At 41.9% G+C, this 26,651-nt stretch carries 27 protein-coding genes and 1 tRNA gene; 13 read left to right on the forward strand and 15 right to left on the reverse strand.

From position 1 onward, the window contains the following. Positions 1–103 precede the first annotated feature (103 nt). Genes PTT44_RS13530 through PTT44_RS13540 form a run of 3 tightly spaced genes read right to left on the reverse strand, consistent with a single transcriptional unit; the run spans position 104 to position 2,936 of the window. The gene (locus tag PTT44_RS13530; protein WP_168158589.1) at positions 104–1,177 is read right to left on the reverse strand and encodes a DUF6670 family protein; all 1,074 of its coding nucleotides are present in this window, start codon (positions 1,175–1,177) and stop codon (positions 104–106) included. A gap of 27 nt (positions 1,178–1,204) precedes the next feature. Then, on the reverse strand, positions 1,205–2,035 hold the full coding sequence (gene pssA / locus PTT44_RS13535) for a CDP-diacylglycerol--serine O-phosphatidyltransferase (RefSeq protein WP_005401245.1): 831 nt from the start codon (positions 2,033–2,035) through the stop codon (positions 1,205–1,207). A gap of 43 nt (positions 2,036–2,078) precedes the next feature. Further along, positions 2,079–2,936: a 23S rRNA (adenine(2030)-N(6))-methyltransferase RlmJ gene (locus PTT44_RS13540; RefSeq protein ID WP_004691214.1), complete on the reverse strand. Its 858-nt coding sequence runs from the start codon at positions 2,934–2,936 to the stop codon at positions 2,079–2,081. Between the two features lie 115 nt (positions 2,937–3,051). Here PTT44_RS13540 and PTT44_RS13545 point away from each other — a divergent pair, with 115 nt between their 5' ends. Next, positions 3,052–3,654, forward strand: a complete 603-nt coding sequence (locus PTT44_RS13545) for a 2OG-Fe(II) oxygenase (protein ID WP_168158590.1) — start codon at positions 3,052–3,054, stop codon at positions 3,652–3,654. 72 nt (positions 3,655–3,726) lie between these two features. After that, positions 3,727–4,254: a hypothetical protein gene (locus PTT44_RS13550; protein ID WP_004691217.1), complete on the forward strand. Its 528-nt coding sequence runs from the start codon at positions 3,727–3,729 to the stop codon at positions 4,252–4,254. An 83-nt stretch (positions 4,255–4,337) separates the two neighbouring features. On the opposite strand, the gene PTT44_RS13555 is transcribed toward PTT44_RS13550, so the two are convergent. The 5 genes from PTT44_RS13555 to PTT44_RS13575 all read right to left on the reverse strand — a co-directional run bounded on the left by PTT44_RS13555 (position 4,338) and on the right by PTT44_RS13575 (position 8,939). Further along, positions 4,338–4,595, reverse strand: coding sequence for a DUF2789 family protein (locus tag PTT44_RS13555; RefSeq protein ID WP_004691219.1), 258 nt, complete (start codon positions 4,593–4,595; stop codon positions 4,338–4,340). A 105-nt stretch (positions 4,596–4,700) separates the two neighbouring features. After that, positions 4,701–4,961 (reverse strand): DUF2789 family protein, encoded by a 261-nt coding sequence (locus tag PTT44_RS13560; protein WP_004691222.1) that lies wholly within the window; start codon positions 4,959–4,961, stop codon positions 4,701–4,703. Between the two features lie 173 nt (positions 4,962–5,134). Beyond that, complete coding sequence (locus PTT44_RS13565) at positions 5,135–6,121, reverse strand: malate dehydrogenase (protein WP_004691225.1); 987 nt, start codon at positions 6,119–6,121, stop codon at positions 5,135–5,137. 169 nt (positions 6,122–6,290) lie between these two features. After that, positions 6,291–6,953, reverse strand: a complete 663-nt coding sequence (locus PTT44_RS13570) for a ribonuclease T2 family protein (protein ID WP_168158591.1) — start codon at positions 6,951–6,953, stop codon at positions 6,291–6,293. 18 nt (positions 6,954–6,971) lie between these two features. Then, positions 6,972–8,939, reverse strand: a complete 1,968-nt coding sequence (locus PTT44_RS13575) for a lytic transglycosylase domain-containing protein (RefSeq protein ID WP_168158592.1) — start codon at positions 8,937–8,939, stop codon at positions 6,972–6,974. 310 nt (positions 8,940–9,249) lie between these two features. Here PTT44_RS13575 and miaB point away from each other — a divergent pair, with 310 nt between their 5' ends. The 4 genes from miaB (at position 9,250) to PTT44_RS13595 (ending at position 12,871) form a co-directional block, all read left to right on the forward strand. After that, the gene (gene miaB / locus PTT44_RS13580) at positions 9,250–10,707 is read left to right on the forward strand and encodes a tRNA (N6-isopentenyl adenosine(37)-C2)-methylthiotransferase MiaB (protein WP_168158593.1); all 1,458 of its coding nucleotides are present in this window, start codon (positions 9,250–9,252) and stop codon (positions 10,705–10,707) included. 38 nt (positions 10,708–10,745) lie between these two features. After that, a complete protein-coding gene (locus tag PTT44_RS13585) occupies positions 10,746–11,822 on the forward strand; it encodes a PhoH family protein (protein ID WP_004977846.1) in 1,077 nt (358 codons plus the stop codon). A 57-nt stretch (positions 11,823–11,879) separates the two neighbouring features. Continuing rightward, positions 11,880–12,359 carry an rRNA maturation RNase YbeY gene (gene ybeY, locus PTT44_RS13590; RefSeq protein WP_004691232.1) on the forward strand — a complete coding sequence of 160 codons (480 nt, stop codon included), beginning with the start codon at positions 11,880–11,882 and terminating at the stop codon, positions 12,357–12,359. Positions 12,360–12,460: 101 nt separating this feature from the next. Continuing rightward, entirely contained in the window at positions 12,461–12,871 is a 411-nt protein-coding gene (locus tag PTT44_RS13595) for a hypothetical protein (RefSeq protein ID WP_168158594.1), read from the forward strand. Between the two features lie 169 nt (positions 12,872–13,040). Here the strand turns inward: PTT44_RS13595 and PTT44_RS13600 are convergent, their stop codons facing one another. Both PTT44_RS13600 and PTT44_RS13605 read right to left on the reverse strand, forming a co-directional pair. Continuing rightward, positions 13,041–15,233 carry a TonB-dependent siderophore receptor gene (locus PTT44_RS13600; protein WP_168158595.1) on the reverse strand — a complete coding sequence of 731 codons (2,193 nt, stop codon included), beginning with the start codon at positions 15,231–15,233 and terminating at the stop codon, positions 13,041–13,043. 289 nt (positions 15,234–15,522) lie between these two features. After that, complete coding sequence (locus PTT44_RS13605; protein WP_004691238.1) at positions 15,523–16,380, reverse strand: energy transducer TonB; 858 nt, start codon at positions 16,378–16,380, stop codon at positions 15,523–15,525. 260 nt (positions 16,381–16,640) lie between these two features. Between PTT44_RS13605 and PTT44_RS13610 the strand changes: the two genes are divergently transcribed. The 5 genes from PTT44_RS13610 to PTT44_RS13630 all read left to right on the forward strand — a co-directional run bounded on the left by PTT44_RS13610 (position 16,641) and on the right by PTT44_RS13630 (position 20,767). Then, positions 16,641–17,318 (forward strand): hypothetical protein, encoded by a 678-nt coding sequence (locus PTT44_RS13610; RefSeq protein ID WP_004977854.1) that lies wholly within the window; start codon positions 16,641–16,643, stop codon positions 17,316–17,318. Between the two features lie 155 nt (positions 17,319–17,473). Next, the gene (locus PTT44_RS13615) at positions 17,474–18,184 is read left to right on the forward strand and encodes a DUF3108 domain-containing protein (protein ID WP_078426185.1); all 711 of its coding nucleotides are present in this window, start codon (positions 17,474–17,476) and stop codon (positions 18,182–18,184) included. 90 nt (positions 18,185–18,274) lie between these two features. Continuing rightward, on the forward strand, positions 18,275–18,850 hold the full coding sequence (locus PTT44_RS13620; RefSeq protein ID WP_004691243.1) for a xanthine phosphoribosyltransferase: 576 nt from the start codon (positions 18,275–18,277) through the stop codon (positions 18,848–18,850). A gap of 277 nt (positions 18,851–19,127) precedes the next feature. Beyond that, positions 19,128–20,180, forward strand: a complete 1,053-nt coding sequence (locus tag PTT44_RS13625; protein ID WP_252726117.1) for a sensor domain-containing diguanylate cyclase — start codon at positions 19,128–19,130, stop codon at positions 20,178–20,180. 212 nt (positions 20,181–20,392) lie between these two features. After that, entirely contained in the window at positions 20,393–20,767 is a 375-nt protein-coding gene (locus PTT44_RS13630; RefSeq protein WP_168158596.1) for a hypothetical protein, read from the forward strand. A 42-nt stretch (positions 20,768–20,809) separates the two neighbouring features. Here PTT44_RS13630 and wrbA read toward each other — a convergent pair whose 3' ends face one another. Further along, positions 20,810–21,403, reverse strand: coding sequence for an NAD(P)H:quinone oxidoreductase (gene wrbA / locus PTT44_RS13635; RefSeq protein ID WP_168158597.1), 594 nt, complete (start codon positions 21,401–21,403; stop codon positions 20,810–20,812). Between the two features lie 115 nt (positions 21,404–21,518). On the opposite strand from wrbA, the gene PTT44_RS13640 reads away from it, so the two are divergent. Next, positions 21,519–22,769: a YihY family inner membrane protein gene (locus PTT44_RS13640; RefSeq protein WP_168158598.1), complete on the forward strand. Its 1,251-nt coding sequence runs from the start codon at positions 21,519–21,521 to the stop codon at positions 22,767–22,769. 111 nt (positions 22,770–22,880) lie between these two features. Here PTT44_RS13640 and PTT44_RS13645 read toward each other — a convergent pair whose 3' ends face one another. Further along, entirely contained in the window at positions 22,881–23,816 is a 936-nt protein-coding gene (locus PTT44_RS13645) for a DMT family transporter (protein WP_168158599.1), read from the reverse strand. 104 nt (positions 23,817–23,920) lie between these two features. Between PTT44_RS13645 and PTT44_RS13650 the strand changes: the two genes are divergently transcribed. Beyond that, positions 23,921–24,727, forward strand: a complete 807-nt coding sequence (locus PTT44_RS13650; protein WP_168158600.1) for an AraC family transcriptional regulator — start codon at positions 23,921–23,923, stop codon at positions 24,725–24,727. Positions 24,728–24,787: 60 nt separating this feature from the next. Here the strand turns inward: PTT44_RS13650 and PTT44_RS13655 are convergent, their stop codons facing one another. From PTT44_RS13655 to PTT44_RS13665, 3 genes are all read right to left on the reverse strand, one after another. Then, a complete protein-coding gene (locus PTT44_RS13655; RefSeq protein WP_168158601.1) occupies positions 24,788–25,432 on the reverse strand; it encodes a fumarylacetoacetate hydrolase family protein in 645 nt (214 codons plus the stop codon). Between the two features lie 42 nt (positions 25,433–25,474). After that, complete coding sequence (locus PTT44_RS13660; RefSeq protein WP_004691260.1) at positions 25,475–25,972, reverse strand: YcxB family protein; 498 nt, start codon at positions 25,970–25,972, stop codon at positions 25,475–25,477. 270 nt (positions 25,973–26,242) lie between these two features. Further along, positions 26,243–26,319, reverse strand: a tRNA-Arg gene (locus tag PTT44_RS13665). Between the last annotated feature and the right edge of the window lie 332 nt (positions 26,320–26,651).

Here is a 26,651-nt window from a genome sequence, read left to right on the forward strand (position 1 = left end):
GTGCATTCTACAGTATTTCCAAACCAACACAACCCCCCTTTCCTCAATTATTTATAAAAAAACCTCCACTTGTTTATTTATTCAGCAAAATGATGCTTTTTTCTTATTTTTTGAGTGAAAAGGGAACAATTTCTCCAATTTCATTTCGATTTTTTTCTTGCGATTTTTTTTCTTGCCACTTTAATGCACGACAATCCACATATTCACAATAACCACTTTCGCCCTGTTCCTCATAATTATCCAGTTTGAGTTGATATTTAAAGCTACCTACATAACCCGCAGCTAAACCAAATTTAAAATCACCACGACTTTGAGCATAAATATGAATGTTATGTCCATGCTCATCTTGATAATGCCATTCAAACTCTCGCGGCAAATACATTTTTTGCCCATTGGGGGTTTTCACAGCAGGATAAACACGATGAACTTGAAAGCGCACCATCCGATCAAACATAAGGGTTTGTTGTTTTTGCAAATCACGTATGTAGATACGTGACTGCACAATTCGATTAAACGAATCTCGAATTTGTTCTAACAATAACTGACGCTGATCCACCAAATTAATGACTTGATACGTGAAAAAGGCTAAAGGCAAATAACTAAAGTCGATACTTCGCGCGTATTCAAAAGCCCCTAATTGGTCAATGAAATAGCGCTGTTCTTTATATTTAACTTCTCCCTGACATCGACACAATAGCGACCAATGCTCAGCAAGACCAAAACGTAATTTGGTGAAATGTGAAATCAGCGGCGTTGTTGTAATTTCAATTTCAAAACTCAATTCTGTGTCTTTTCTTTGAATTTGAAATTTTGGGAACGTTCCCATGAGTTGTTCTTTGTTAGCAAATTTAAATGTTTTTTCTTGAAATGAACATTCCGCAGAAATTGAATAACGGTTCAGCTGCCCTGCCATATGTGGACTGCTGCTGGCCAATACCGTAGCAGTATCTAAGGGTGTAGTTCTGATTGCACTGTTATTGCGAAACATGGGCGTATTGGGCTGACCAATCATGCTCAAAAAATTTAAATAATGTAATGGTGCAGGAAGATTAGGAATGGTTAAAGCTTGATGAATAATTTTATATTTTTTATTGGGTGGGTGATAAGCAGGGAGTGACCGTGAAGGAGTCTGATTAAGTTGTTTAGACTGATCGAGAAAATCTTGAAACAACCACATATCATACTCCTTCTACATATCATTAACTCATGATGGGCTGTGCTGACGTCGTGCTAAAAACGTAGTAACAAAGCCAGATAATGCATAAATCAAGGAAATGACTAAAATACCGACAGGAATATTGTAAGTCATTGCAGCAAAAATAAAGACCGCGATAGGAAGGACAAAAAATGGAACGCGCTTACGATCTACCGTTTTAAATGAATAATATTTAATATTCGAAATCATGAGGAGTCCGACAGACACAATCACTGCTGCACTAATGGCTTGAATACCCCGCTCACGAATATCAAAAATTTCGGGGAAATCGAGTCCGACCCAAACCAATGAAATAATAATAATGGCAGCAAGTGGACTAGCTACACCAATAAAGTAACGCTTATCGACCACACCGATTTGCACATTAAAACGTGCTAAACGGAACGCAGCACAGGCGGTGTAGACAAAGCAACATGCCAAACCTATACGACCGAGCGAATCCAAACTCCAGCTATACATCAAAATAGCGGGTGCAACGCCGAACGCCAATAGATCCGATAAAGAATCATACTGCTCACCAAAAGCGCTCTGTGCACCAATTGCTCGTGCAACGCGACCGTCCAAGCCATCCAACAACGCTGCCAAGAAAATGGCATAAATCGCTTGCTGGAAGTTGCCATTCATACTGGCAATGATGGAATAAAAGCCTGACAACAACGCTGCCGTTGTAATCAGGTTCGGCCACAAATAAATACCTCGACGTTTTACTTTTTGACCTTCCTGTGTGTGCTCTTCTTCTTCCACCTCGAAAGTAATCCCATCAAAAGTAGGCGTACTGCGGGGTGAAGATTCGCTTTCAGGTTTATTTATATTTGTCATTCTCTGTCGATCCTAATGTAGCCTTTTCTCTTATAGTCTATCTTTATTCGCCAACTAACCAACGAACAGCAGCATGACCACCATTTTCACTCATACGCAAATGCGGGAATAACCATTGTAGTGCTTCATCTGCATCTTCAGAAAACTTCCAAGGTGGGTTAATCACCAACAGACCACAACCATTTAAGCCTACTGGGGTATCATCTGGCCAAACACATACTTCACAGATCAACTGACGGCGAATCCCCGTTTTAATCATTTTCTTTTCAAAACGATCAATCATGGCGCGATCTTTGATTGGATACCAAATTGCAAACACACCCGTTGGCCATTTTTTATATGCAGTCGCTATGAGATCAACCAATTGAGGGAAATCTTTACGCTCCACTTCGTAAGGTGGATCAATCATCACTAATCCGCGTTTTTCTTTGGGTGGAATAACGCCAAATAACCCTTCATACGCATCGCGCTCATGTAAGCCTGCGCGTTTATCACGAACGTTGTAATATAACTGTTGAAATACATCACGTTGCATTTCAAAAATAGTGGCTTTATCGATTTCGCGCATGCCTTCCAATGCAAACCATGGCGAACCCGGATAAGCACCTTTGCCTGAACCTTCACGCATTTTTTCAACAATTTTTAAATACTGCTGAACACCTTCAGGCGCATTACGCTTAATCGAGTCATCAAGTTTTACTAAACGGTGAATACCATTTAAGAATTCACCCGACTTTTGTGCTTCTGAAGTCGATAAATCATATTTACCAGCACCGCCATGCGTATCAATATAACGATACGGTTTATCTTTTTGATTGAGGCGAGTCAAAATCTGAAGCAAAAGGACATGCTTCATGACATCTGCAAAGTTACCTGCATGGAAGTGGTGACGGTAATTCATGTTTCTATCATTCCTAAAATCAATGAGTATTTTAGCATGAAAAATAGTTTCGTTCAGATTGCTTTCATACACTAGAATAACCGTGGCTTTTCTTTGTCTTTTTTAGGTTAATGTAATGGAAGCAGTTCTTCTCCCAAAGTCTTGGAATGTTGATCAAATCCTAGATGATTTAGATCAACATGGTTTTGCCATCATTGATGACGCCTACTCTAATGACTATGTACATCAACTCATTGAAGAATGTACTTCGAACTTAAACCGCTTTCGTGAAGCCGCTATTCAAAACGGTGTCATCAGCAAAATCCGTAGTGATCACATTTTATGGCTCAATCCCGAGCTCGTTATTTCTCATCACCATGTTCAAGCCCTTTATAGTTTGGGACAGGAACTAAATCGTGCCTTTTATCTTGGTATTCGAGACGTCGAAGCACATTTTGCTTGCTATAACGCTGGCGAGTTTTATGCCCTACACCGTGATAATCCTCAAGGCAAAAATGGCCGCATGATTTCTACGGTTTATTATTTACACGAAGACTGGCAAGACGATTGGGGCGGTGAACTTCATCTGCAAGATAAAAATGACATTTGGCATGTGCTACATCCCAAACCGAATCGTATTGCATTGTTTCAAAGTGACTTACTGCATGAGGTTTTAGAAGCCAAACATCAGCGTTTATCGATTACTGGATGGTTACGGAGTGACAGTACAATCCTATGATTCAAGCAAAAAGACTTTAAATTGTAAGAAGTATCCTCATATACTGAACATCAATTGATGAGGATGTAACCGATGCGTGCCAGCAGTCAACAAATTATTCAGCGTATTGGTGAAACAGATCAACTCTACCTACAAGGCAATAGCCCTGAATTAGCCCTTGAGCGTGCTGATTTGCGCTTACAGTTGGTCACACTGAGCCAACTGCGCCAAGAGCAAGTCCACTTTTTACAAGAAGCGGTGGTATTACTTGAGCAAGGCCGAATTGAGTTTGAGGAAATGCCTCTGTCTTTGTACCTCAATTTGTCTTTGCACCTTGCTAAAGCCTATATGCTGTACTTTGAAATCACCAAAGAAGATCGCTTTGCACTGATTACACAGCAAATTCTAAAACCGCTGACCAGCTATGGTCAGGGCGATATTTACCTGTTTTTGGCCTATGCCTCGGTCAGTCGAAAAGAGTCAGCATTGGCACGACACTGGCTTGGTAAATATGCGAAAAGCACCGAGTTTGATTTCGTTTTACTGCGTGAACATGCCGCTTTTGTTGACCTTCATCAAGAAGATTGGTTTATCAAGCTGATGCAAAGTAAATTGCACTAAAATCTACAAATAAAAAACGCCTGAAATCAGGCGTTTTTTATGGGTCAATTCCAGTATTCAAATGGCGGCGACATAAAATTAATTTAGGCAGTTTGAAGTTTATAAGCATCGAGGTGTAGCTGTTGATTGAGCTCATCAACCATAATCGCCCAATCATCATCTTGAACCAAATGACTGATTAATAGCGCACGTTGTGCGGAATTCCAAAACGGTGCGTCGTGTAAAGATTGATGAGCAGGAAGTTGATGCGTACGAATATATAACTCGATGGCAGCCGCACTATTGGCGAGTCCCAGTTGCGAAAATAAAAGCTCTAAGGATGGTTTATGTTGACTGAGCATCTCGGCCTCCTTATCAATACTATTGTCAATTATTATTGAATTAACTTATATGTATTTTCTAAAAAAACCTAGTCATAAAACTAGGTTTGTTGTTTCAATTTGTGATTATAAATGACACGAACCTGAAAGCGTATGTTCTGTATGCAATTGTTCATTTAACAGGTCGACCACCATTGCCCATTCATCATCTTTTTTCCAATTACTGATAATGAAGTCATGCTGTGCTTTTGACCAAAAGGGTGCTTTATGCAATGGAACATCTGAAGTAAGTTGGTGTGTTTCAATAAACTGATCGATTGCTTCCGCACTCGCATCAAGCCCCAATTGTTCAAATAAAAGTTCTAAAGTCGGTTGTTGGTCAAACATCATTGTTCTCCTCAAGCCCTGATCATGCCCTTTTAGAATAAACCTTTGGCCATCTATGCTCAGTTGTATCTACATCACAGCATGTTATTTTTTGTTCAATAAACACCCCATATAAAAAAGCACCCCAAATGGAGTGCTTTTTCAAAACAGATCTTGAACCGATCAGTTTTTAATTATTTAAGCATGTCAGCAATTGCTGCGCGCTCTTCTTCAAGTTCTTGAAGAGTTTTGTCCATACGCTCACGGCTGAACGCATCGATTTCTAGGCCTTCAACACGTGTGTATTCGCCATTTTCGCAAGTTACAGGAACACCGTACATTACGCCTTCAGGAATACCATAAGAACCGTCAGAAGGAATACCCATCGTTACCCATTCGCCATTTGTGCCAAGAGCCCAATCGCGCATATGGTCGATCGCAGCGTTCGCAGCTGAAGCAGCTGAAGACAAACCACGCGCTTCGATAATCGCAGCGCCACGTTTACCAACAGTTGGAAGGAATACATTCGCGTTCCAGTCAGCATCGTTGATTTTGTCTTTTAAGCTTTCGCCGTTTACAGTTGCAAAACGGTAGTCAGCATACATCGTTGGAGAGTGGTTACCCCAAACAGTCATGTTTTTGATGTCTGCTACAGCCACACCCGCTTTTTGAGCAATTTGAGTCAACGCACGGTTGTGGTCAAGACGTAACATTGCTGTGAAGTTTTTCGCTGGAAGATCTGGAGCAGATTTCATTGCGATGTAAGCATTTGTATTTGCAGGGTTACCTACAACAAGTACTTTAACGTCACGGCTAGCAACTTCGTTTAGTGCTTGACCTTGACCGATGAAGATTTCACCGTTCACTTTCAATAAGTCAGCACGTTCCATACCAGGACCACGTGGACGTGAACCAACCAATAACGCGTAGTCAGCATCTTTAAATGCAACTTTTGGATCATCAGTACCGATCATGCCAGCCAATAATGGGAAAGCACAGTCGTCTAATTCCATCATTACGCCTTTAAGCGCAGCTTGAGCTTTCTCAAAAGGAACTTCTAACAATTGCAGAATAACTGGTTGGTCTTTACCTAACATTTCGCCACTAGCGATACGGAATAATAGGCTATAACCGATTTGACCAGCAGCGCCAGTAACGGCAACGCGAACAGGTTGCTTCATGTACTTATCTCCATTTGAGGAACGTTATATGATTAAATAGCTGTTCTATCTAATCTTAATAATCATAAACGGCAAAGATTGTACTCCAATACTTTGGCAGATGCATGTAAAAGAGAATGAATTCCAACAAAAGTATGATAGGAAATATAAATTAATTTAGAGAAAGAGATTAGTAAGAACCCTTGATCGCAAAAGAATTTGGGCAGTTTTCTTGTATATTCTCTGCACAGCCTTTGTACTGACCATTGGGTTTATAACAGACCTTGACTTCGGTCAAAATATTGGTTTGGCGGTGAGTACGGCAGCTAAAACGTAACCCGCTTGCAGGCAGCCCGGGGTTCAAACGCTGAAACTGCCCTCGTAAGGTATTAAGTTGCGCGGTTTTATTTTCAGATGAAGTCAAATCTGCGGGAATTTTTAAACGTTCCGCATAATTAATCACGTTACGAAAATATTGACTGGCACTCATCGGCACACACCCCCCAATCTCTGCCCACAACTGGCGACGCGCATGTTCATCGGGCATGACTCTCGCCACCACTTTGGCCTGAAGTGGTGACAGCACTGCTGAGGAGTTGGTTTGGCACTCTCGTGTCGTAGTTTCAGGATACAAACCTGTGATATTGAGCGAATAGCCTTCCAAACATTTCCTTTTCTTTGAGCCTTGGTTATCGAACAAACACACGGCGGGTGTCATTTGAACTTCCATCACATAACCAAACACGGTCGGTGTTGCATGGGCTGATGTCGCAAAAAATCCCAGAGCAATGCCGCTACTGATCAACAGCAGAAGCTTTTGCGTTAAGACTGATTGGGATGACATCAAAACCATAAAATGCCTAGGCCTTTATCATTGACTTCTAAAAGGAATATTTTGCATGCGCTGGGTGATCGACTGTGGCCCCTGTCCAAGCAGAACACCATAATGGGTCGCATTACTCATGACATGCTTGACGTAATCGCGTGTTTCAGTCAGAGGAATACTTTCTGTGTATTGATCCGCCGCAATCGGCTGATTTTCAGGCTGCCAACGGCGCGCACGATTTGGCCCTGCGTTATAACCTGCTGTGGCAAGTACAGGACTGTTGCTTAATTGGCTTTGAATCATGGACAAGTAGAATGTGCCATAACGAACATTGGTATTCATATCACTCAGTGCAGCAGGATTATAGGTTTCACCCATTTGTCTAGCGACCAGTTTTGCCGTATCCGGCATGATTTGCATCAAACCACCTGCTCCAACATGTGAGCGAGCATGGGTAACAAATCGGCTTTCTTGGCGCATTAACCCATACGCCCATGCAGGATCTATGCCTGCATTGCGACTATGGCTGACCACATAGCTTTGATGCGGCATGGCATAACGATAACTGTAGTTATGTTGCTTGACGGTTCGATCGGCTGCATAGATCGCGCGGTCATACCATCCCATTTCTGTGGCACGTTTGGCCGCAGCCAAAATTAAGCCATCATCTTGTTTTAAATAAGCTTGTCGAACAGCCCAATTCCATTCACGGTTGACATAATTGTCTGGCGCATTGACGTTGCGCAGTGCAAAAGCGCGGCTAAAGTGAATATCTTGACTCAAACGCTGCGCATCCGCATTGCTCGGTTGGGTATTGGCTGGAATCGTTTGATAACGTTGACCAATACGATCTTTTGCCAATAAGTTATGATAATCGTCACCTACTGACAATTTTTTGAAGATCTCGCGCGCCAGTGTTTTTGACTTTGCATCACCACGCTGTTCTGAAGCACGGGCTAACCAATATTGCCAGCGGTCTTCTTGTTTTTGCGTCACACTCATGCCATCAATGGCACGAATGACACTCTCCCATGCGCCGAAACGAATGGCTTGGCGTGCATAGATTTCAGCTTCTTCTTCACTCAGTGCTAAACCATAGCTCCGATCGAAGGCTTGCAACACTTCCACATTAAAATTGTTTTTCATAACGGTTGTGCCACCGATGTACCCCACGGCACGGTACAACGCTTTTTGTACCGACTCAGGTGTACCCTCTGCAGCACGTTTTACCGACGCCAGCGCAGTATTTAGATCACTGTCGGCTAAACGGCCAATGGCATAAATTAGATACGCTTGATCTGCCGCCGATGCTTTCGGCGCGGACCATAGATAGTTCAGTGGATCGGCTTGAATGCTATTCAGCTGTGCCAAAGACAGATTCATGCCAATGGTTTGTGCAGTTGCAATCGCTTGACCTGACTGCCCTGCACGTAGCTGCGCCCATAAACGTTGTTGTTTGTCTTGTTCCGTCATCAGTGGACTAGACAACATCATGCGCCCCAGCCCTGTACAAGACTCAGGTTGTGAATTGGTCGTAAGCCAAACATCTTTATATTCGGCAAAAACCAAAGGGTCGCCTGACTTGGCACGGACTTGCGCCATGGCACAACTTTCTGCTCGATCTGCATTGGACACATAGGCCAATACCGGCTGCGCGGAAGCAAAGTCGGCCATTTTGACTTTTTCTTCGATGTAATCTGCTGCTAACTTCTCAGCCATGGCAGATTGCGGATAGCGCTGTGCAAATCCGACAATATTCGCCGCAGGTTGCAACGCCAAATTACTGTTAAGTACCCAATATTCAGGGTAATAACCCAGCACATCACCCTGCATACTGCTTTGATATTGTTGTAATAAACCAACATTGCCAGCATTTGCTGCACGCAAGGCATCATTAAACTGTTCATCTGCGGCATGTGTCGCTGCAGATAGACCCAAGGCAGCCACACCCAACGCAAACACTTGATAATATTTATTCTGTAATCGTTTTAACATGGGTTTGCCTTCAGTCATCTTTGGATTGCCTAGTCTCGTCTCATCATTTTCATTAGTTTAATAACTCATAACAGACTCTATTGTTCTCTTATGTAACCTTATGATTAGACAATATTAATTTTCCTGCATTTTCACTTCACAAATCAATCTTTTTAGCTTCAGATTTAAAGCTATAAGTTTATTCAGATTTCCTGCTAAAATATGCGCCTTTCGTAGATTTCACATGGTGTTTGATCGTCCTTTTTTTGTCGCCAGCCAAGCTCTGCTTTCGCCGCCACAGATACCGATCAGACACAAAAACCTAGATTTATCCCCCTTAGGAGCCTACATGACGGTTCAAACCTTCATTCCAAATAGTGCCCAAGCTGCCTCAGAAAACACTGTTACCCAGCCACAGCACACCCCAGCCATCGATGGATCAGTTAAAAAACTGTATATCGAAACGCAAGGGTGTCAGATGAATGAGTATGACAGTCACCGTATGGCAGACTTACTTGGCGACTCGCACGGTTATGTGCTGACCCAAGATCCGAAAGAAGCCGATATTCTACTGATGAATACCTGCTCGATTCGTGAAAAAGCCCAAGAAAAAGTGTTTTCTGAATTGGGTCGCTGGCGCAAGCTGAAAGACAAAAATCCTGACCTGATTATTGGTGTCGGTGGTTGTGTGGCCTCTCAAGAGGGTGACAACATTCAAAAACGCGCCAATTATGTCGACATGATTTTTGGCCCGCAAACCTTGCACCGTTTGCCACAAATGCTTGATCAGCACTTTGATCAAATCGAAAAACCCAAGAAAGAAAAAATCAAATTGGTGGATATTTCTTTCCCTGACATTGAAAAATTCGACTTTTTACCTGAACCGCGTGTGGAAGGTTACAAGGCTTTTGTTTCAATTATGGAAGGTTGTTCAAAATATTGTTCATTCTGTGTAGTGCCCTATACCCGTGGTGAAGAAGTTTCTCGCCCGCTGGATGATGTTTTAGCAGAAATTGCGACATTAGCCGAAAAAGGTGTCCGTGAGATTTCTTTGTTGGGTCAAAACGTCAATGGTTACCGCGGTGAAACGTTCGAAGGTAATATCTGTACTTTTGCAGACTTGTTACGTCTTGTTGCAGAAATTCCGGGGATTGGACGTTTACGCTATACCACCTCACATCCACTTGAGTTTAATGATGACTTGATTGAATGTTACCGTGACCTACCGCAAATGGTGTCGCATCTGCATTTACCCGTGCAAAGTGGCTCAAACGATGTTCTGCAAGCCATGAAGCGTAACCACACCATTGATGTGTATATCGACAAAATTGCCAAATTACGCAAAGTCCGTCCAGATATGCATTTATCCAGTGACTTTATCATTGGTTTCCCGGGTGAAACCGATGCGCACTTTGAAGAAACTTATCAGTTTATCAAAGATATGGACTTCGACCATTCCTACAGTTTTGTTTATTCAAAACGTCCGGGTACACCTGCGTCTGATCTTGAAGACACCACCTCTGAAGAGGTGAAAAAAGAACGTTTATCCAAAGTCCAAAAGTGGATTAAACAATCGAGTATTGAAAAGACCGATGCCATGCTCGGCACCATTCAACGTGTTTTGGTCGAGAAAGTTTCGGACAAAGATCCAAACCTACTGATTGGCACGGCGGATAACACTCGTTATGTGAGTTTTATTGGTGATGCAACATGGGTCGGACGTTTCGCCGAAATCGAAGTGACAGAGATTAAAACTTTGAATTTTGTTTATGGTGAACTCTTGAATCTTGAGCCTGACGTGGCGTAATGTAAGGGAATAGATTCTGACTACTTAAAGGAATTCTCTTGACTGCAGCGATTCGACGTACAGTAACTTTTCCTGGGGTTTCAATAGAACGTTTAAAGAGCATGCTCGGTGCTTATAACGGTCATTTGAAACAAATCGAACAGCGTTTAGATGTCACTATTTCCCATCGAGGTGATGCATTTTATGTCGATGGTGAAATGGATGCAGTTGAGAGAGCCGAAGGTCTGCTCCATCGCCTGCATGAAGAAGCAGAAAATACGGCACAAATCAGTGCCGATACCTTACACCTCATGATTCAAGGCAGTCAGACTGACCGTGAATTGCAAGAAGACCTCGACGGGCAAGAGCACACTGGTTTAGATGAAGTATGGCTCCAAACCCGTAAAGGTCGTATCAATCCACGTGGTGCCAACCAAAAGCGTTATGTGCAGCGTATTCTACAAAGTGATATTTCTTTTGGTATTGGACCTGCGGGTACAGGTAAAACCTATCTCGCAGTTGCAGCAGCAGTCGATATGCTAGAACGCAATGAAATTCAACGGATTTTATTGGTTCGTCCTGCCGTTGAAGCAGGTGAAAAACTTGGTTTCCTACCGGGTGATTTAAGCCAGAAAATTGATCCCTATTTACGCCCACTCTACGACGCTTTGTATGAAATGCTTGGCTTTGAAAAAGTGGCCAAACTGATTGAACGTCAAGTGATTGAAGTGGCACCACTGGCTTATATGCGTGGTCGAACGTTAAACCACTCTTTCGTGATTTTAGATGAAGCGCAAAACACCACACCTGAACAAATGAAAATGTTCCTCACACGCTTAGGCTTTGGTTCACGCGCAGTGATTACAGGCGATATCACACAGGTCGACTTACCGCGTGGTCAGCAATCCGGTCTGGCACATGCTTTACGCATCATCGACAAAATCAAAGAAATTCACATTACCCGCTTCCACTCTCGTGATGTAGTACGTCACCAATTAGTGCAAAAAATTGTTGAAGCTTATGAGGGATGGGATGCAGAACAACATCGCTTAACTGCTGAAGCGCGTGCTGAACGCAAAGCGCGTCAAGAGGCCTTAGTGGCTGAAAATGATGCCGCTGCTGATGCTCAGCATTAAGTTAAAGTCTGCGGGCATTTTAAAATGCCCACAGATATCATTATTTAAGGATCTATTTTGAAACTGAGTCTTTCTCTACAACAGGACTTTCAAGCACCTGAGTTGGTCTTGAAACGTGGCTATATCAAAAAAGTTGTAGAAACTGTTTTACGTCATATTGGCACACAAAGTAACTGTGAAATTGGCATTGCTTGTGTCGACCATGACGAAAGTCATAAATTGAATTTGGAATATCGCGGCAAAGATAAATCAACCAATGTATTGTCTTTCCCGAGCGACTTACCCGATGAAATGGCGCAAATCCTTGACTCATTTCCCATTGGCGATTTGGTCATTTGCATTCCTGTGGTCCTGTTGGAAGCGAAAGAACAAAACAAAGCGCCACTGACGCATTTCACTCATATGTTGGTACATGGCACTTTGCACCTCATGGGCTATGACCATGAAACGTCAGAAGCAGATGCTGAAGAAATGGAAGGTATCGAAATTGAAATTTTGGCTAAACTCGGTTTTGAAAACCCTTATTTAGAACAGTAATTATTAAATTTGAAACAACTCACCCGATACATCTCGATGTGTCGGGTTTATTTATGCTAAAAATAATGCAAGATGAAAAAATAGATGAAGAGATTATAAAAATGCATACACCAATTTCAAAACTACTCTGCATTATCGCCCTATCTTGCACTACACCACTTTATGCCAAGAGCAATGATAAAAATCAAACATCCTGTCAAGAAGTGAAGTTTCAAGAAACTGCTCAGGCGTGGGCTGGACATTATTATTTGCAGGGTGTTATGGAGGTCGGTTCCGAGCTTTTACTAGAGACCAACGGTAAATTTAAATGGTACTTAGCTGTCGGCTCTCTAGATCAATATGCTGAGGGGACATGGTGGAAAAATGGCAACTGCATTGGTTTAAAGGCACTGCCGAAATATAGCAAGCATTTAGAAATCTTTCCTAGCCACCTAGATGTGGAAGAGTCTCATTTAACTGTGACTTGGATCGGTGGACGTCAAGACGGGGCCTATGTCCGCGCAACCCAATAAACTAAGCGATCCCAAATAGCATAACAACTTAAAACCAATATACGGCCATTTAAGTCTGAAAATGAGAACATGCTTACTCAACTCAAGACAGCATGTGAATAAGCCGAGACTTATCCACATTTTAATAAAAAACGGCTGTTAATAAGCCGTTTTTTATTTCTCAAGATTTTTAGAATTGATAGCGGAAAGTGAGCGTTGCATTACGTGGTTCGCCGTATACCATACTGTTTACGCCTATACCTTCATAGTACTTTTTATCAAACAGGTTATTGATATTTAATTGTGCTTTAATATTTTGATCAATATCATATGCAACCATCAAGTTAGCTAAAGCATATGCATCTTGCGTAATTTTTTGGCTTCCTTCACCAGTATAGAACGCACTCTTATAGTTTACTCCACCGCCAACACTCCACTTATCTAATGTGTATTTGGTAAATAGATTTGCCGTTGTACGTGATGCAAGCGTTTCAACTTTTTTACCGGCTGCATCCTCTGCACTAAAGTGAGTAATACCAAAACTCAGATTCCAGTTTTTAGTAAGTTCACCATCAAGTTCAAATTCAATACCTTTGCTTTCAACCCCATCAACACTACGATAGGCTTGTTCTTTGGTTGGATCGCCATTTGCATCAGGAATAAAGACATTATCAATTGCTTCCGCAACATTGTCTTGCTGTGTTTTAAACACTGCCAAACTGGCATTCAATTGACCATCTAAAAACTCGCCTTTTAGCCCTGTCTCTAAGCTATTCCCATTACGTGGATCTAGATACTCACCATTTACATTTCTTTTATCTTCTGGTTTGAAGATTTCGGTATAACTCACATACCAAGAATAATCATCTAGGAAGTCAAAAACCAAACCTGCATAAGGCGTAACTTCATTGTTAAATTTACGGTTATTTACACCATCTTCACTTTCATACTTCCAATTTGACACGCGTACCCCTGTAATCAACTTTAAGGGTTCAAGCAAAGTAAACTTACCTGCTAAATATGCCCCGGTTTGTGTCGTTTTATTAGGTACCTGATAAAGATTTGTATTAGAAATATCACCCGCTAATGGCATATTGATATCATCAAAATCAATGGTTGCCCCTGAAAGTGTTGGCGAACCCGAATACCAAGTGTCATTTTTACTTTGGTTATACATAAAACCAGCAACGACTTCTTGCTGTAAACCACCCAACGTAAACGGTGCCGAAATAAAAGTATCAATATTATTTTCTGTGGTTTTGGTGCGATCAGACCATGTCGATAATGAACCAACACCTTGATTTGTCGCCTTATCGACTGTTCCAGTATTAGGAACCGTGCCCCCATTAGCATAGCTTGGTCCAAAATACAAAAGCGCAGTTTCTTGCTTTAGTTCTCGATAAGAATAATTAATATTTAAATTAACATCCTTAAACAACTTTTGTTTCATTGTCGCAAAGGCTGAAATCGTATCAGTGTCCCAATAGGTCCAATCTGAAGAAACAATTTTTGATCGATCAAAATTAGTTCTTGTCCCATCTCTGTAGAAAGCTGGTAAGCCGCCCCATCTCACACCATCACGCTCAAGGTTTTGATAGCTTGCTCCCACAGATACATAAGTGCTATCTGTCAAATCCGCATCAATTACACCATAAAGAACATTATTTTCTTTTTCATATCCATCCATGAATGAATCTTTATTTTCATGTTTCACAACTAACCGACCTCGAACATCGCCATCACGAGTTAAAGGCGCAGAAATATCAGCAGTAGAGCTATAATTGTCCCATGAACCAAAAGATGTACTTAAGCGTCCTGTTAACTCTTTTGAATCGGCATGTTTTCGGATCATATTAATGGCAATTGCTGGGTTTCCGGCCCCTGTCATTAAACCATTGGCACCTTTCACCAATTCAACTCGGTCATACATAGTGAGATCCGGATCACTTGCATCCATACCAACTGTGCTAGGAACGCTATCAAATAAGTAATAGTCCACCTCAAAACCACGAGCAGTAGGGTATTGACGCTCATCCCAACGATTTGCAGCTAAACCTGTGACAGTATTTAGCATATCTTGGAAAGAATTAATATTTGCATCATCTAAATACTCGCGGGTTAAAACTTTAACCGACTGCGGTGTTTCACGAAGCGACAAATTTAATTTGGTCGAAGTACTGGCACTCTTAGCCGTATAACTCTTTGTTCCTTCTGTTACGGCTGGATTCTCTTCCTCAGCCTGAACAGTGATGGTTTCAAGCTGGGTGCTTTCATTGTCTATTGCTGCTGCAGATACCAACGTCGGGAGAAATACCGTTGCTGCTGCCATAGCTAACATCAGTGGGCTAACTTTGAAGCGATTCAATGTTGGAGAGTTGTACATAAAACTATGTCCTTATAACAGGGATCGAATATTTAAAGGCATGCACACTCTCACCCCATCGCTTCGCTATAAAGAAAGATGCCTCAATGCTTAAAAATATTTAACAAAAAATACACTGCAAATGATAATTATTTTTATTATCAATTCAAGTTTTAAAAAGTAAACCTAATTTATTGTTTTTTATTACTTAAAATAATTAAAAGCCAAAACAAATAAATAACATATTGTTTTTTAAAATTTTATTAAATTTAAATTAATTATAATAATTTCGCATAAAGAAGTGCACAGTTCAGTGCACTTCAAACTCTGCCTCTGCTGGATCAAAACGCCATGTACGCACAATGCGTAACTCAGAAATATCCTTCATTTTGGCATCAAATCCACCAAATGGTGCAGCCTTGCGCACCGAGGCTTTTGCAGCCTCATCGAGCATCTCATGACCTGAACTATCAATCAGGCGAATAGCGCGGATACCTCCTGATGCATTTAGAATCACCATTAAACGCACTTCACCCGCCAGCCGCTGCTGTTTAGCTGCTTCTGGGTAGTAACGGTTGCCATAAAACTCCACTTTCTGACGGAACTTTTCAAGATAGGCGGCCGAAATATCTTGCTTGGCTTGAATACCATCGACTGTTTTGATTTTTTGCTGACGGCTAAAGTTTTGTTGGCGTTGTAAATATTGCGCTTCAAGGCTGGCCACCATTGCTGCTTTGGCTTGAAACTGACTGTTCATTTCTTCCATGGCTTTTTTGCGCTGGTTATCCTCAGCTTGTTTTTGCCAACTTAAAGTCGTCATTAACAGCTTTTCTTCAAAATTCAGCTCACGTTTTTGTTGGATCTGTTCTAAAGTTTCACGCTGCTGTTCGCCTGTACTTTGCTCAAGCATCGGTGCGGGCATGTCACTTGACATGCGATGTGACTCACGAAAGGTCCCTGAACCTTGTTGATCGGCTTGCGCTAAAAAATCTGCATTTTCAATTTTTTTATCTGAAGGACGCAAAGTAACGGCAATTTCTTTCACTGCCGCATCATTTTCTTGAGGCATCGCAAATTGCAAAGTCAAAATCACGAGATGCAAAAATACCGCCAGCACGACGGTCGCTGTAAAAATTGGGTCTTTCCACCAATCATGAGCCAAAGGCATTACATTTATTTTTCTAAGCATCACACCAAACCGACAATTTGTCTTGTTCCCCAAAGCGCATGCGCGCAGTATAAAATAGACACAGTCTTCATTTTATTGCGTAGAATGAGACCTTGTGCCCTTTAGATTCACTGTTTCATAAAATCATGAAAATGGTGCAATTAATTTTGCTAAACTGCAAGGTTCATGAGCAGTATTTTTCAAACATTTCGACCAGAGATCTGATCGCTCAAACACGTTGATTAGCTAGGACGCCTCTTATGCAAACGCTTATTTCCAACATTTCAAATCGTTTACGCCAAGTTTATCAAAAGGCGGAAGGATTTATTGAGGATGAGCGCGAGTTTCCAATGTCTCAAGTCTTTTTAAATGCCACTTTTCAACGTTTTGTGACCGACAACGTGAGAATGTTGAAAGACCTGCATGCCGACTTACATGATGATTGGTTACGCTTATATGCCACGCTCGACTATAACGGGCTCAAACTCACGCTTTCGGTAGATTTGAAACTGGCACAAATGGAGTTAAATAAAAAAACACAGTTGATCGTATTTGAGCAAATCAGTGACACCAGTGTGCTGGATGCTGAATACCCAACGGTATTTCATAAAATGGGTGTGCGCTGTGCCCTATTCTTTTATCAAAAAGTCCTGAACCAAGACCCCTTAGGCATGATTTTAGAAAAACTAAATGTGATTAAAGTCAAAGATGATCTACTGCATTTGGATCTGAATCGCTGGTTAGGAAAAAATCGTTCTATTATCGATACTTTAGGTAAAGTCCATGTCAATCATGCCGTGTTGCGTGAAGCAGAATTGGTGGTGATCGGTAATGTCAACTTAACGGCATTGTTCAATAAGTTTTCGCAAACCTCGATCGATGACTTGATTGAACCTAATCTAGACGAAAGCACGGTCTCGCCAATTCGACAAAAATAATTCGGGATGCTGCGACTAAAATGTGACTTAAGGTGGGTAAAAGAAACATAAAACTACAGTTTGCCCTATGTTTCGAATTTTTTCTTCATAATCAACGTGCATAATATTTCTATGCAAAAAATTTGTGCCTACAACTGAATAGGAAACTTTTTCTTATGGCTAAATCAATGTTGAAAACAGTCGCAATGGCAACAGGTGTCAGCACCTTGCTCTTTGTCGGTTTCTCAAGTCAAACCTTTGCCATGAGTCCATTCCAAGCCAGTTATCAATTTAACTATAATGGCAAAAACATGGGCTCAGCGACGCGTACGTTATCGAAATCGGGCAACAACTGGAACTATGTCTTTGCAGCCAAAGCTGGTGGTATCGCCTCTGCAACCGAAAGTAGTCGCTTTAGTTTTAATGGTAAACAAATTCAGTCCAGCAGTTTTAGTCGTAGCAGTAAAATTTTGGTGCATAACAACACCATGAGTATTAACTTCAATCCAGCGGCAAAAACCATCAATACCAAGAAAGACAAAGAAGCGCGTTCTTTCGCTTGGAAAGCCGGCGTACTGGATGAACTGAATGCTGAATTACAGCTTCGGGAAGACATCAAAAATGGCGGTTTAAAATCGACTTATTATTTGGCCGATGCCAAAGAAGTGGAAGCACGTAAATTTGTGAAGCAAGGTTCTGAGTCAATCAAAACTGATTATGGCACCTTTGACACCATTAAAGTGGTCATGAAACATGACAAACCTGGCCGCGAAACTATTTTCTGGTTAGCTCCTAAATTGGACTACCTTCCAGTCAAAGTCAGCCATGTGGATAAGAAAACATCCTATGGATTGCTATTAACGGGTTATAAAGGTGCAAGCAATTAGTCATTTTGACGAATTTTACTTGCATTTTTTCAGGTGCTTCCTAAAATACGCTTTTGCTTGAAAAAGCACCTGCCCCTAGAGGATTCTCCCGTGTACGCACTAGAACAGAAAATCTTAAGCGAAGGTATCGTTCTATCTGATGAAGTTCTGAAAGTTGATGCTTTCTTAAACCACCAAATTGATCCGGTTATGATGCAATTAATCGGTAAAGAATTTGCTGCTCGTTTTAAAGATGCAGGCATCACTAAAATCATCACGATTGAAGCATCAGGTATCGCACCTGCAATCATGGCAGGTTTAGAACTGGGCGTGCCCGTTATTTTTGCGCGTAAATACCAATCTTTAACCTTAAAAGATGACCTTTACCGCTCAAAAGTCTTTTCGTTTACCAAGCAAACCGAAAGCACGATTGCAATTTCAAATAAGCACATCAGCTCAGCAGACAAAGCCCTCGTGATTGATGACTTCTTGGCCAATGGTCAAGCGGCATTGGGTCTGATTGACTTAATTCACCAAGCAAAAGCAGAAGTTGTTGGCGTCGGTATTGTGATTGAAAAATCATTCCAACCCGGTCGTGACATTTTGCTTGAAAAAGGCTACCGCGTTGAATCTTTGGCACGCGTAAAGTCATTGGCAAATGGCACTGTTGAATTTGTTCGTGACTAATCACGGCTTTTAACTTCAAAAAAGAGCACTTCAGGTGCTCTTTTTTTTGTCACTCAGATGACCCGCGGGTCATCCACATGTAAATGCCACATTTGCGCTGTAGGTTATTTTTAATTTAAAGTAAAAATATATCGTTTTTTTTCAATTTAATTACACATTGAAGTTGGAGAAATGCGATTTATATAGCATGATCAAATCTAAAAGGTAATGTCCACTTTCTAAGAGTAAAACAAACAAAGACTAAATTGGATACTATTTTATAGAGATACCGAATTGAATGATAAACAAGAATCAATTAACTAAACGATCATTTACCCCAAGCCAATTATCTGGCTTTGATGGCGCGCACTCCATTCAACTCCCCATAGACTTCATTCACGACTTGAGTAAAGCAGACTCCTTGCAAGCTGTTTTAGATACCATTGCTTACTGGATTTCTCACGTGTTTGATGCGGATCGGGCCAGTATTACCCTGCAAGATACTGAAGAGTATCTCAAGCTGTATTCGATCTCAGGCAATCATGCGATTCCAATGGATTTTAAAATTCCGATTGGGCAGACTTTTGTCGGACGAGTTTTTGCCCAATCTCAACTGATCATTTGCGATGACCTCGCTCAGTCGGATGAGCTGGATTGTAAAATGCTTTCAGAGCATGGCATGGGCACCTGTATGGATGCGCCCATGATTCACAATGGCGTGTGTATTGGCACCTTAAATGTGGCAGATCAACGTAAACATCACTACACCCTCCAACAAGCGATTCTTTTACAGAGCCTCGCCACATGGTTAGCTTTAAACATTAAACTGCATTTACAAGTGCAAGAAATGGCGGTCTTAGCATCTACAGATGAACTCACAGGAACCTTTAATCGTCGAGTATTTGTGCAAGAAAGTAATCAAACCATGCAGCACTTCTGCCATACTCGCGTGCCCTTTACGATAGGTATCTTAGATATTGACCATTTTAAACAGCTGAATGACTGTTATGGGCATACAGCAGGTGACCATGTGCTGAAAAAGATGGCCAAACAAATCCGTAGCATACTGCGTGACGAGGACTTTTTAGCTCGTATTGGTGGGGAGGAATTTGCGATTATTCTACCCGCCTGCTTAGGTGATGAAGCTATGCAGGTCTTTAAACGCATCTGTTCAACGATTGAAGCGATGGAAGTGCACTATGAACAAGAAGTGCTGTGTTTCACGGTCAGTATAGGGGTTGCTGAAGTCGGTAAATATGATGCAGATGCAGAGGATGTCTTTAAACGTGCAGATAAAGCCTTGTACTGTGCCAAACAAGCAGGACGAAACCGAATTCACTTTGCCAACTAAACCATATTTAAAAACACAGCATAAAGTACTCAAGAAAATTACACGTTTAATAAATATTATTGCTGCAAGTTCAACTAAGATTTACTCTAGATTCAGTTGTTTAGATCTTTCAAATTCAAGCGCAAAACACGGTTGTTCTGCGCAACGTCTCATCCACACCGTAAAACGGCTGCCAGCTTCAATCACTGGTCACCCGAATAGGCCAATAGACTATGGAAAATACAATTCTCTGCCCAAAATGTGGCTCTAGTGAGGTTGAAAAACGCAATCACGAGCAACAACTGACTAAAATTGGAGGTGTATTGCTCAGTTCGGCAGGCGCAACTGCTGGTACTGTCGGTGGTGCAGCATCTGGGGCCTCTATTGGCGCTGCCATCGGCGCAGCGGCTGGGCCTCTTGGGGTGATTATGGGTGGTACCATTGGCACTTTTGTCGGTGCGGTCAGTATTGGTGTGACAGGTGGTTTTTTAGGACATCGTTTTGGTAAAAAAGCGGGTGTGATTGTCGATAAAAATGTATTTCTTGACTATAAATGTCTTAAGTGCGGTACAAAGTTCAAAGAACAGCAGCTGACGCCAGCTCAATAATCAAAAAGCCCATCATTGATGGGCTTTTTTATGTCTCAATGACTAGGCCTGTAATTTCTTCACAACTTCCCCAAGACGCTTACCTTGAGCTTCGCACAGCACTTTTTCATCTTGGCTTAAGCTCTGATCATGTCGAGGCCCGCTGACATGGCTAGCGCCATACGGTGTTCCACCTGTCTTCGTATGTGACAATGCGGGAATAGCATTATTCAACCCTAAAATCATCATGCCATGATGAAACAATGGTGGCAGCATGGTCAACAATGTACTTTCTTGGCCACCATGCATCGAACCTGACGAAGTAAACACACAAGCAGGCTTGCCATGCAAAGCACCATTGAGCCATAGACTGGTGGTCTGGTCGAGGAAATATTTCATTTCAGAGGCCATGTTACCAAAACGGGTTGGTGAGCCTAGTGCCAAACCTGCACAGTTCTCCAAATCCGCTAAACTACAATAAATATCGCCTTCTACAGGAATACTCGGCTCTGCTGCCTTCACCACAGCCGCAATATTCGGCACCGTTCGAATTTTAACTGCAACACCACTGGCTTCAATTCCATTTGCAATCAGATGCGCCATTTCACGGGTACTGCCGTATTTGCTGTAATATAAAACTAAAACATAGGTTTGCATGAATAGAGTTCGGTGACAGAAAAAATAAAACTATACGGTATTTTTCCTATTTTTTGGTTAAGCTTAGGGTGAAAAATGTAGAAAAGATGAAGAAAACAAAAGAGATACTTTGCCTATGTTAGAACAGTACTTAAGAAAACTTCCTTTCTATGAGAAAACTTGGTTTCAGTTCGTTTTATTTGTACTGCGCCGCTTTGAGGCCGATCGATGTCGTGAACAAGCGGGTTCACTAACCTATACCACCCTGTTTGCCGTCGTTCCGATGCTGACCGTTTTTTTGGTGATCATTTCCTCAATCAAAGCGCTTGAACCTGCACGGCAGCAATTACAACAACTGATCTATAGTAATTTTTTACCGAAAACCACGATTGCTTTTGATAAGGCCTTAAATGCGTTTACCGATAAATCCAGTAATTTAACCATTATTGGGATCTTATTTTTATTCGTCACCACTGTCATGATGCTAACCAGCATTGAAAAAGTCTTTAACCGTATTTGGCGAGTCCGCGAAACCCGCGGCGGCATTATTGGCTTTATGCGCTATTGGACCATTATTTCTTTGGGCCCTATTCTACTCGGTAGTGCCTTTGTTATTTCGTCGACGATGGCTTCCCTCAATGTTTTGAGCAATAATTTTGCAGGCTATGAACTCAATGGCGCATTTGTCCTGTGGTTGATTTCTTTCTGCCTAACGGTTTTAGGCTTTTTTATCCTGAATTGGACTATTCCAAACCGAAGTGTCCCGATTAAATCCGCTTTGATTGCAGGCTTATTTAGTGCTGTCGTGTTTGAACTCCTGAAAAATTTGTTCGGCTTTATCATGTCAAACTTCACCAGTTATGAAGTAATTTATGGTGCCTTTGCTGCGATTCCTATTTTCTTATTATGGATTTTTTTGTCGTGGAATATTGTCCTGATTGGGGTTGAAATCAGCTACGCGCTCACCGCATTTACTGCCCACAAAGAACAAAAGCGCCATCCTGTGATTATGTTGCTCGACTTGATGGAACTGTTTTATAAAAAGCAACAACACGGACTCAGTGTTTCCGATGATGAAGCTTTAGATGTTTTAGGAAGAGATGAAATTGGACGTTGGCCGAGTTATATATTAATGCTTGAACAGCAGAACTTAGTTAAACGTACCGATGACAACCAATACGTGCTGGTGCGGAATTTATCCCAAGTCGATTTTTGGAGTTTCTATAGTCAGCTTCCCTATCCATTACCGAAGCGTCGCGACTTAAGCAAGGTGCATCATGACGATCTTTGGATCAAGAAAATTGGGCCAGCCTTAGTAGAATCAGATGATTACTTGGCTGCCAAACTTGCCATTCCGCTGTCTACAATTTTTGATGATAAATCTTAAAACTGCATATAAAAAAACGTGTCCAAGACACGTTTTTTTATATGCTGAATCAAAGCAGTCTAAGCTCAACCTTTACCCTGAATTTAAGGCAGATTCAAGCCAACTCAGTATTTACTGCAAAGCCATTTTAAATGCCTGTGCATACTGCTTAATTTTGTGATGCAAACTCACCACCATCACACCCATCAACACAAAGCATGTTCCCACCAAAAAGTTGAGTTCCAGCTGTTCATTGAGTAACACCACACCAAAACACATACCAAAGATTGGGGTCAAAAAAGAAAAGACGCCCAACTGTGAGACCAAATATTTTTTCAACAGCCAAAACCAAATCAGATAACTGGCAAATGACACGACAACGGTATGGAAAAGTAAACTTGTAAGGGATAATACAGACCAGTGAATCGTCGCTTGTCCCATAAAAAAAGCCACAGGGAATAACACTAAAAATGCGATAAACAGCTGATAAAATAAAGTTTGGGTCGCAGGTGCCTCTGCTAGTTTCGTCAGCCGAACTGCAATGGTCGTGGCTGCCCACAACACCCCTGCTATGAGTGCTAAAACATCACCCCAAAGTGCAGAACTTGCAGCCGCTTGTGAAACTGCAGGACGAAATAAAAATGCAATCACAATCCCGAAAAATGCACATGCAATGCCCAACCACTGAATGAGCGATAAACGTTCAGAGGGTAATTTCCAGTGCAAACCCAATGCTACAAAAATAGGCGCGGTATACAGCAAAACCACGGTATGCGCCGCGGAGGTAAAACGTAAAGCTTGCGCGACCAGAAAAAATTCAGCTGCAAATAAAAGCCCGACTAAAACTCCTGCGGGTAAGTAGTCTCGCCCCCATAAAGATGTGCCCTTTGCCAGCTTGATCATGGGGTAAACCATCAACGCAGAGAGACCTGAGCGAAGTGCAATTTGCATCACTGCAGAAATATCGGGGGCAGCAAGCTTTAACACCACTTGTTGTAACCCCCACAAAATACACAGCCCAAACATAATCCCTGAAGCTTTACTGTCCAGCGCTTGACGACTACTCACGACCTGCTCCACTGAAAAAGATCAAAGCTCACTATAGATTTGTCTGAAATAAAACATATAATTTAAAACAGACAAGAGATCTTCTTATTCAGGCAATTTCAGCCATGCCCCAACGACAACAAAAAAAGAGCGCACCACTCAAACAATTACCGACCAATGATGATATTGATAAATTATTGTGGATCAGCTTTCGCGAAGACCCCGCGCAGTCGGTTTATCCTGTGCATGGACATGCATGGGGCGAATTTGTATATGCCTTTAATGGTGTGATGGAGGTGAATATCAACCAGATTGACTACCTTACCCCGCCACCTTATGGCATTTGGCTTCCACCCAATGTAGCCCATAGCAGCTTAAATCGTACCGATGTTTCACATGGCACCTTGTATATCCATGAAAGCTTATGCACTCATCTGCCTCAACAAGCCGGTATTATGCTCAGCTCACCTTTGGTCTCGGCACTATTTAAGCATTTGAGACAACATAGCCTGCCAGATGATGCACCTGAACATATACGCTTACTCTATGTCTTGCTTGACCAATTACACCATGCAGAATTGGTTAGCAGCTATTTACCGCACTCTGAACACCCGACCCTGAAAAGCATTTTAGATTTTTTACATCTACACCCTGCGGACAACAGTTCTTTGCAGCAACTGGCAGTACAGCACAATATGACTGAACGCACACTGGCACGCTATAGCCAGAAAGAACTTGGTATGTCCTTGAATGAATGGCGACAGCGTTTAAAAGTCATGAAAGCCATGAGCATGCTGACGGAAGGAAAAAAGGTCGAAAGTATCGCGCTGGATTTGGGCTATGCCAATGCATCGGCCTTTATTAATATGTTTAAACGCTGGATGGTATATACCCCCGATCAGTTCCGTAAACTGTACCATAGCCACCAATAACGCTAAAAAAAAGATCACCGAAGTGATCTTTTTGAATGATGGGGTTTGAAAGCCTGTAAATTAAGCTTTAACAAAGGTATTCCAAGAATAGTCTTGGTTTTTGCCTTTTAGAGTCATTTTCAACTGCTCACCCGCCTGTAGTGCAGCCACCCCAGCAGGTGTACCTGTCATGACTACATCACCCGCTTCCAAAGTGAAGACTTGGCTAATGTCGGCAAGCAAGGTGCCTATGTCAAAAATTAAGTGTGCGGTGTTGCCCGCTTGGCGCAGCTCATCATTGACATAAAAACTGTAGTGCACATCATCCCAGTCCTGTACCACATCGGAAACAGCAACCCAGTCTGCCAGTACACACGAACCATCAAAGGCTTTGGCACGTTCCCAAGGCTGGCCTTTGGTTTTCAAATCATCTTGTAAGTCACGTAAGGTTAAGTCCAAACCTAAAGTCACAGCTCCCACTGCTTGCAGAGCTTGAGCTGGATCGGCTGCTTTGCTTAGGCGATGGTCAATGCGTAAAACCAGTTCACACTCATAGTGGCAGCTGCCCCATGCAGGATTCCAAGAGATGCCCGCATCTAAACTGAGCAAACTGCTCGGTGGTTTGATAAACAAAACCGGACGATCAGGAATCGCATTCCCTAATTCTTTGGCATGGTCTGCATAACTACGACCGACACAGACAATTTTAGATGGACGTGTACTCATGATCTTCCTCTGATTTTTTGATGGTGTTATGGAGCAAAATGCTTATTTTTTGAAAGTATTTTCAAATTTTGCTTGATCCGCACTATCGGCCAATGCACGCTTAGGTACAATCACCACAGTACGGTTTTTCAGCTCAAGCATATAGGTTAGCTTGCCACTGGCAAACTTTTGCACTTCATTATAATGGACCACTTGCTTGCGACCATTGGCATAAATTTCCGCATAATCTTGGTATAAATCGATGCCTTGCTCACTTTTACCAAACTGATATTTCACAAATTGGCGCTTAAACATCATCGGCAGAAACCAATAGCGCATGAGAATTTGTAAAACTAAGAAAAATATACCCAACGCCACATAGTAGCGACCGACACCTGAAAAGCCGAGCATAAAGCCCCACACAATAATCCCGACACTAATCAACGGCGTGATAAAACGCGTCATTTGCTTTTTACCAAAGGTCGCTAAGGCAAAACCATCTTGGGACTCTTCTAAAGTGAGGAAATAACGTGTCGATAATGCAGGCTTGTTCTCTGACATAGGGTCATATCAAATAGCTAAAAATATTGTGCTCAATACTACAACACAATCGGTCATTTTTTTAGGACTTTAGCAGATCGATGTAGATTAGCTGGCTATCCACTTAAGCCGAGGCCATACCGATATCGGAACCACAGCATAAAACTAAGATGTAAGAAACAACTGAATAACTACGGCAAAAGATTCATCCCTGCTATGAATTTCTACTGAACAAAACGTACAAGCACAAAAAAACCGCAACATGTGCGGTTTTTTCAATATTTATCAAGTTGGTGCGCTCAGAGAGATTCGAACTCCCGACCCCTTAGTTCGTAGCCAAGTGCTCTATCCAGCTGAGCTATGAGCGCGACGTCTTGATGGGGTGAATTATACGTGAATCTTATTTTTTGTTAAGTCTTATTTTCATAAAAGCCGATCAACTGCCCAGTTATTAAGCATAGCGGGTATAAAACGCTGCATAAACCAACAGATTGATCGTTGCATACGAAAATAGCTAGGGAATCACGCAAGAATAGCGCTTTATTTATATCAAATTTTTCTTGAAGAACCACTTTCTCAAGTCAAGCACTTCATTTTTTACAGACACAAAAAAACCGCAACATGTGCGGTTTATTGTTCAAGTTGGTGCGCTCAGAGAGATTCGAACTCCCGACCCCTTAGTTCGTAGCCAAGTGCTCTA

The organism is Acinetobacter sp. Gutcm_16, from assembly GCF_028649355.1.
GTDB lineage: Bacteria > Pseudomonadota > Gammaproteobacteria > Pseudomonadales > Moraxellaceae > Acinetobacter > Acinetobacter johnsonii.

Bases quoted from the DNA above. Each gene is read 5' to 3' on its own strand.
- PTT44_RS13530 (WP_168158589.1), bottom strand. From the start codon at position 1,177: ATGTGGTTGTTTCAAGATTTTCTCGATCAGTCTAAACAACTTAATCAG.
- pssA (WP_005401245.1), bottom strand. From the start codon at position 2,035: ATGACAAATATAAATAAACCTGAAAGCGAATCTTCACCCCGCAGTACG.
- PTT44_RS13540 (WP_004691214.1), bottom strand. From the start codon at position 2,936: ATGAATTACCGTCACCACTTCCATGCAGGTAACTTTGCAGATGTCATG.
- PTT44_RS13545 (WP_168158590.1), top strand. From the start codon at position 3,052: ATGGAAGCAGTTCTTCTCCCAAAGTCTTGGAATGTTGATCAAATCCTA.
- PTT44_RS13550 (WP_004691217.1), top strand. From the start codon at position 3,727: ATGCGTGCCAGCAGTCAACAAATTATTCAGCGTATTGGTGAAACAGAT.
- PTT44_RS13555 (WP_004691219.1), bottom strand. From the start codon at position 4,595: ATGCTCAGTCAACATAAACCATCCTTAGAGCTTTTATTTTCGCAACTG.
- PTT44_RS13560 (WP_004691222.1), bottom strand. From the start codon at position 4,961: ATGTTTGACCAACAACCGACTTTAGAACTTTTATTTGAACAATTGGGG.
- PTT44_RS13565 (WP_004691225.1), bottom strand. From the start codon at position 6,121: ATGAAGCAACCTGTTCGCGTTGCCGTTACTGGCGCTGCTGGTCAAATC.
- PTT44_RS13570 (WP_168158591.1), bottom strand. From the start codon at position 6,953: ATGGTTTTGATGTCATCCCAATCAGTCTTAACGCAAAAGCTTCTGCTG.
- PTT44_RS13575 (WP_168158592.1), bottom strand. From the start codon at position 8,939: ATGACTGAAGGCAAACCCATGTTAAAACGATTACAGAATAAATATTAT.
- miaB (WP_168158593.1), top strand. From the start codon at position 9,250: ATGACGGTTCAAACCTTCATTCCAAATAGTGCCCAAGCTGCCTCAGAA.
- PTT44_RS13595 (WP_168158594.1), top strand. From the start codon at position 12,461: ATGCATACACCAATTTCAAAACTACTCTGCATTATCGCCCTATCTTGC.
- PTT44_RS13600 (WP_168158595.1), bottom strand. From the start codon at position 15,233: ATGTACAACTCTCCAACATTGAATCGCTTCAAAGTTAGCCCACTGATG.
- PTT44_RS13605 (WP_004691238.1), bottom strand. From the start codon at position 16,380: ATGCCTTTGGCTCATGATTGGTGGAAAGACCCAATTTTTACAGCGACC.
- PTT44_RS13610 (WP_004977854.1), top strand. From the start codon at position 16,641: ATGCAAACGCTTATTTCCAACATTTCAAATCGTTTACGCCAAGTTTAT.
- PTT44_RS13615 (WP_078426185.1), top strand. From the start codon at position 17,474: ATGGCTAAATCAATGTTGAAAACAGTCGCAATGGCAACAGGTGTCAGC.
- PTT44_RS13625 (WP_252726117.1), top strand. From the start codon at position 19,128: ATGATAAACAAGAATCAATTAACTAAACGATCATTTACCCCAAGCCAA.
- PTT44_RS13630 (WP_168158596.1), top strand. From the start codon at position 20,393: ATGGAAAATACAATTCTCTGCCCAAAATGTGGCTCTAGTGAGGTTGAA.
- wrbA (WP_168158597.1), bottom strand. From the start codon at position 21,403: ATGCAAACCTATGTTTTAGTTTTATATTACAGCAAATACGGCAGTACC.
- PTT44_RS13640 (WP_168158598.1), top strand. From the start codon at position 21,519: ATGTTAGAACAGTACTTAAGAAAACTTCCTTTCTATGAGAAAACTTGG.
- PTT44_RS13650 (WP_168158600.1), top strand. From the start codon at position 23,921: ATGCCCCAACGACAACAAAAAAAGAGCGCACCACTCAAACAATTACCG.
- PTT44_RS13655 (WP_168158601.1), bottom strand. From the start codon at position 25,432: ATGAGTACACGTCCATCTAAAATTGTCTGTGTCGGTCGTAGTTATGCA.
- PTT44_RS13660 (WP_004691260.1), bottom strand. From the start codon at position 25,972: ATGTCAGAGAACAAGCCTGCATTATCGACACGTTATTTCCTCACTTTA.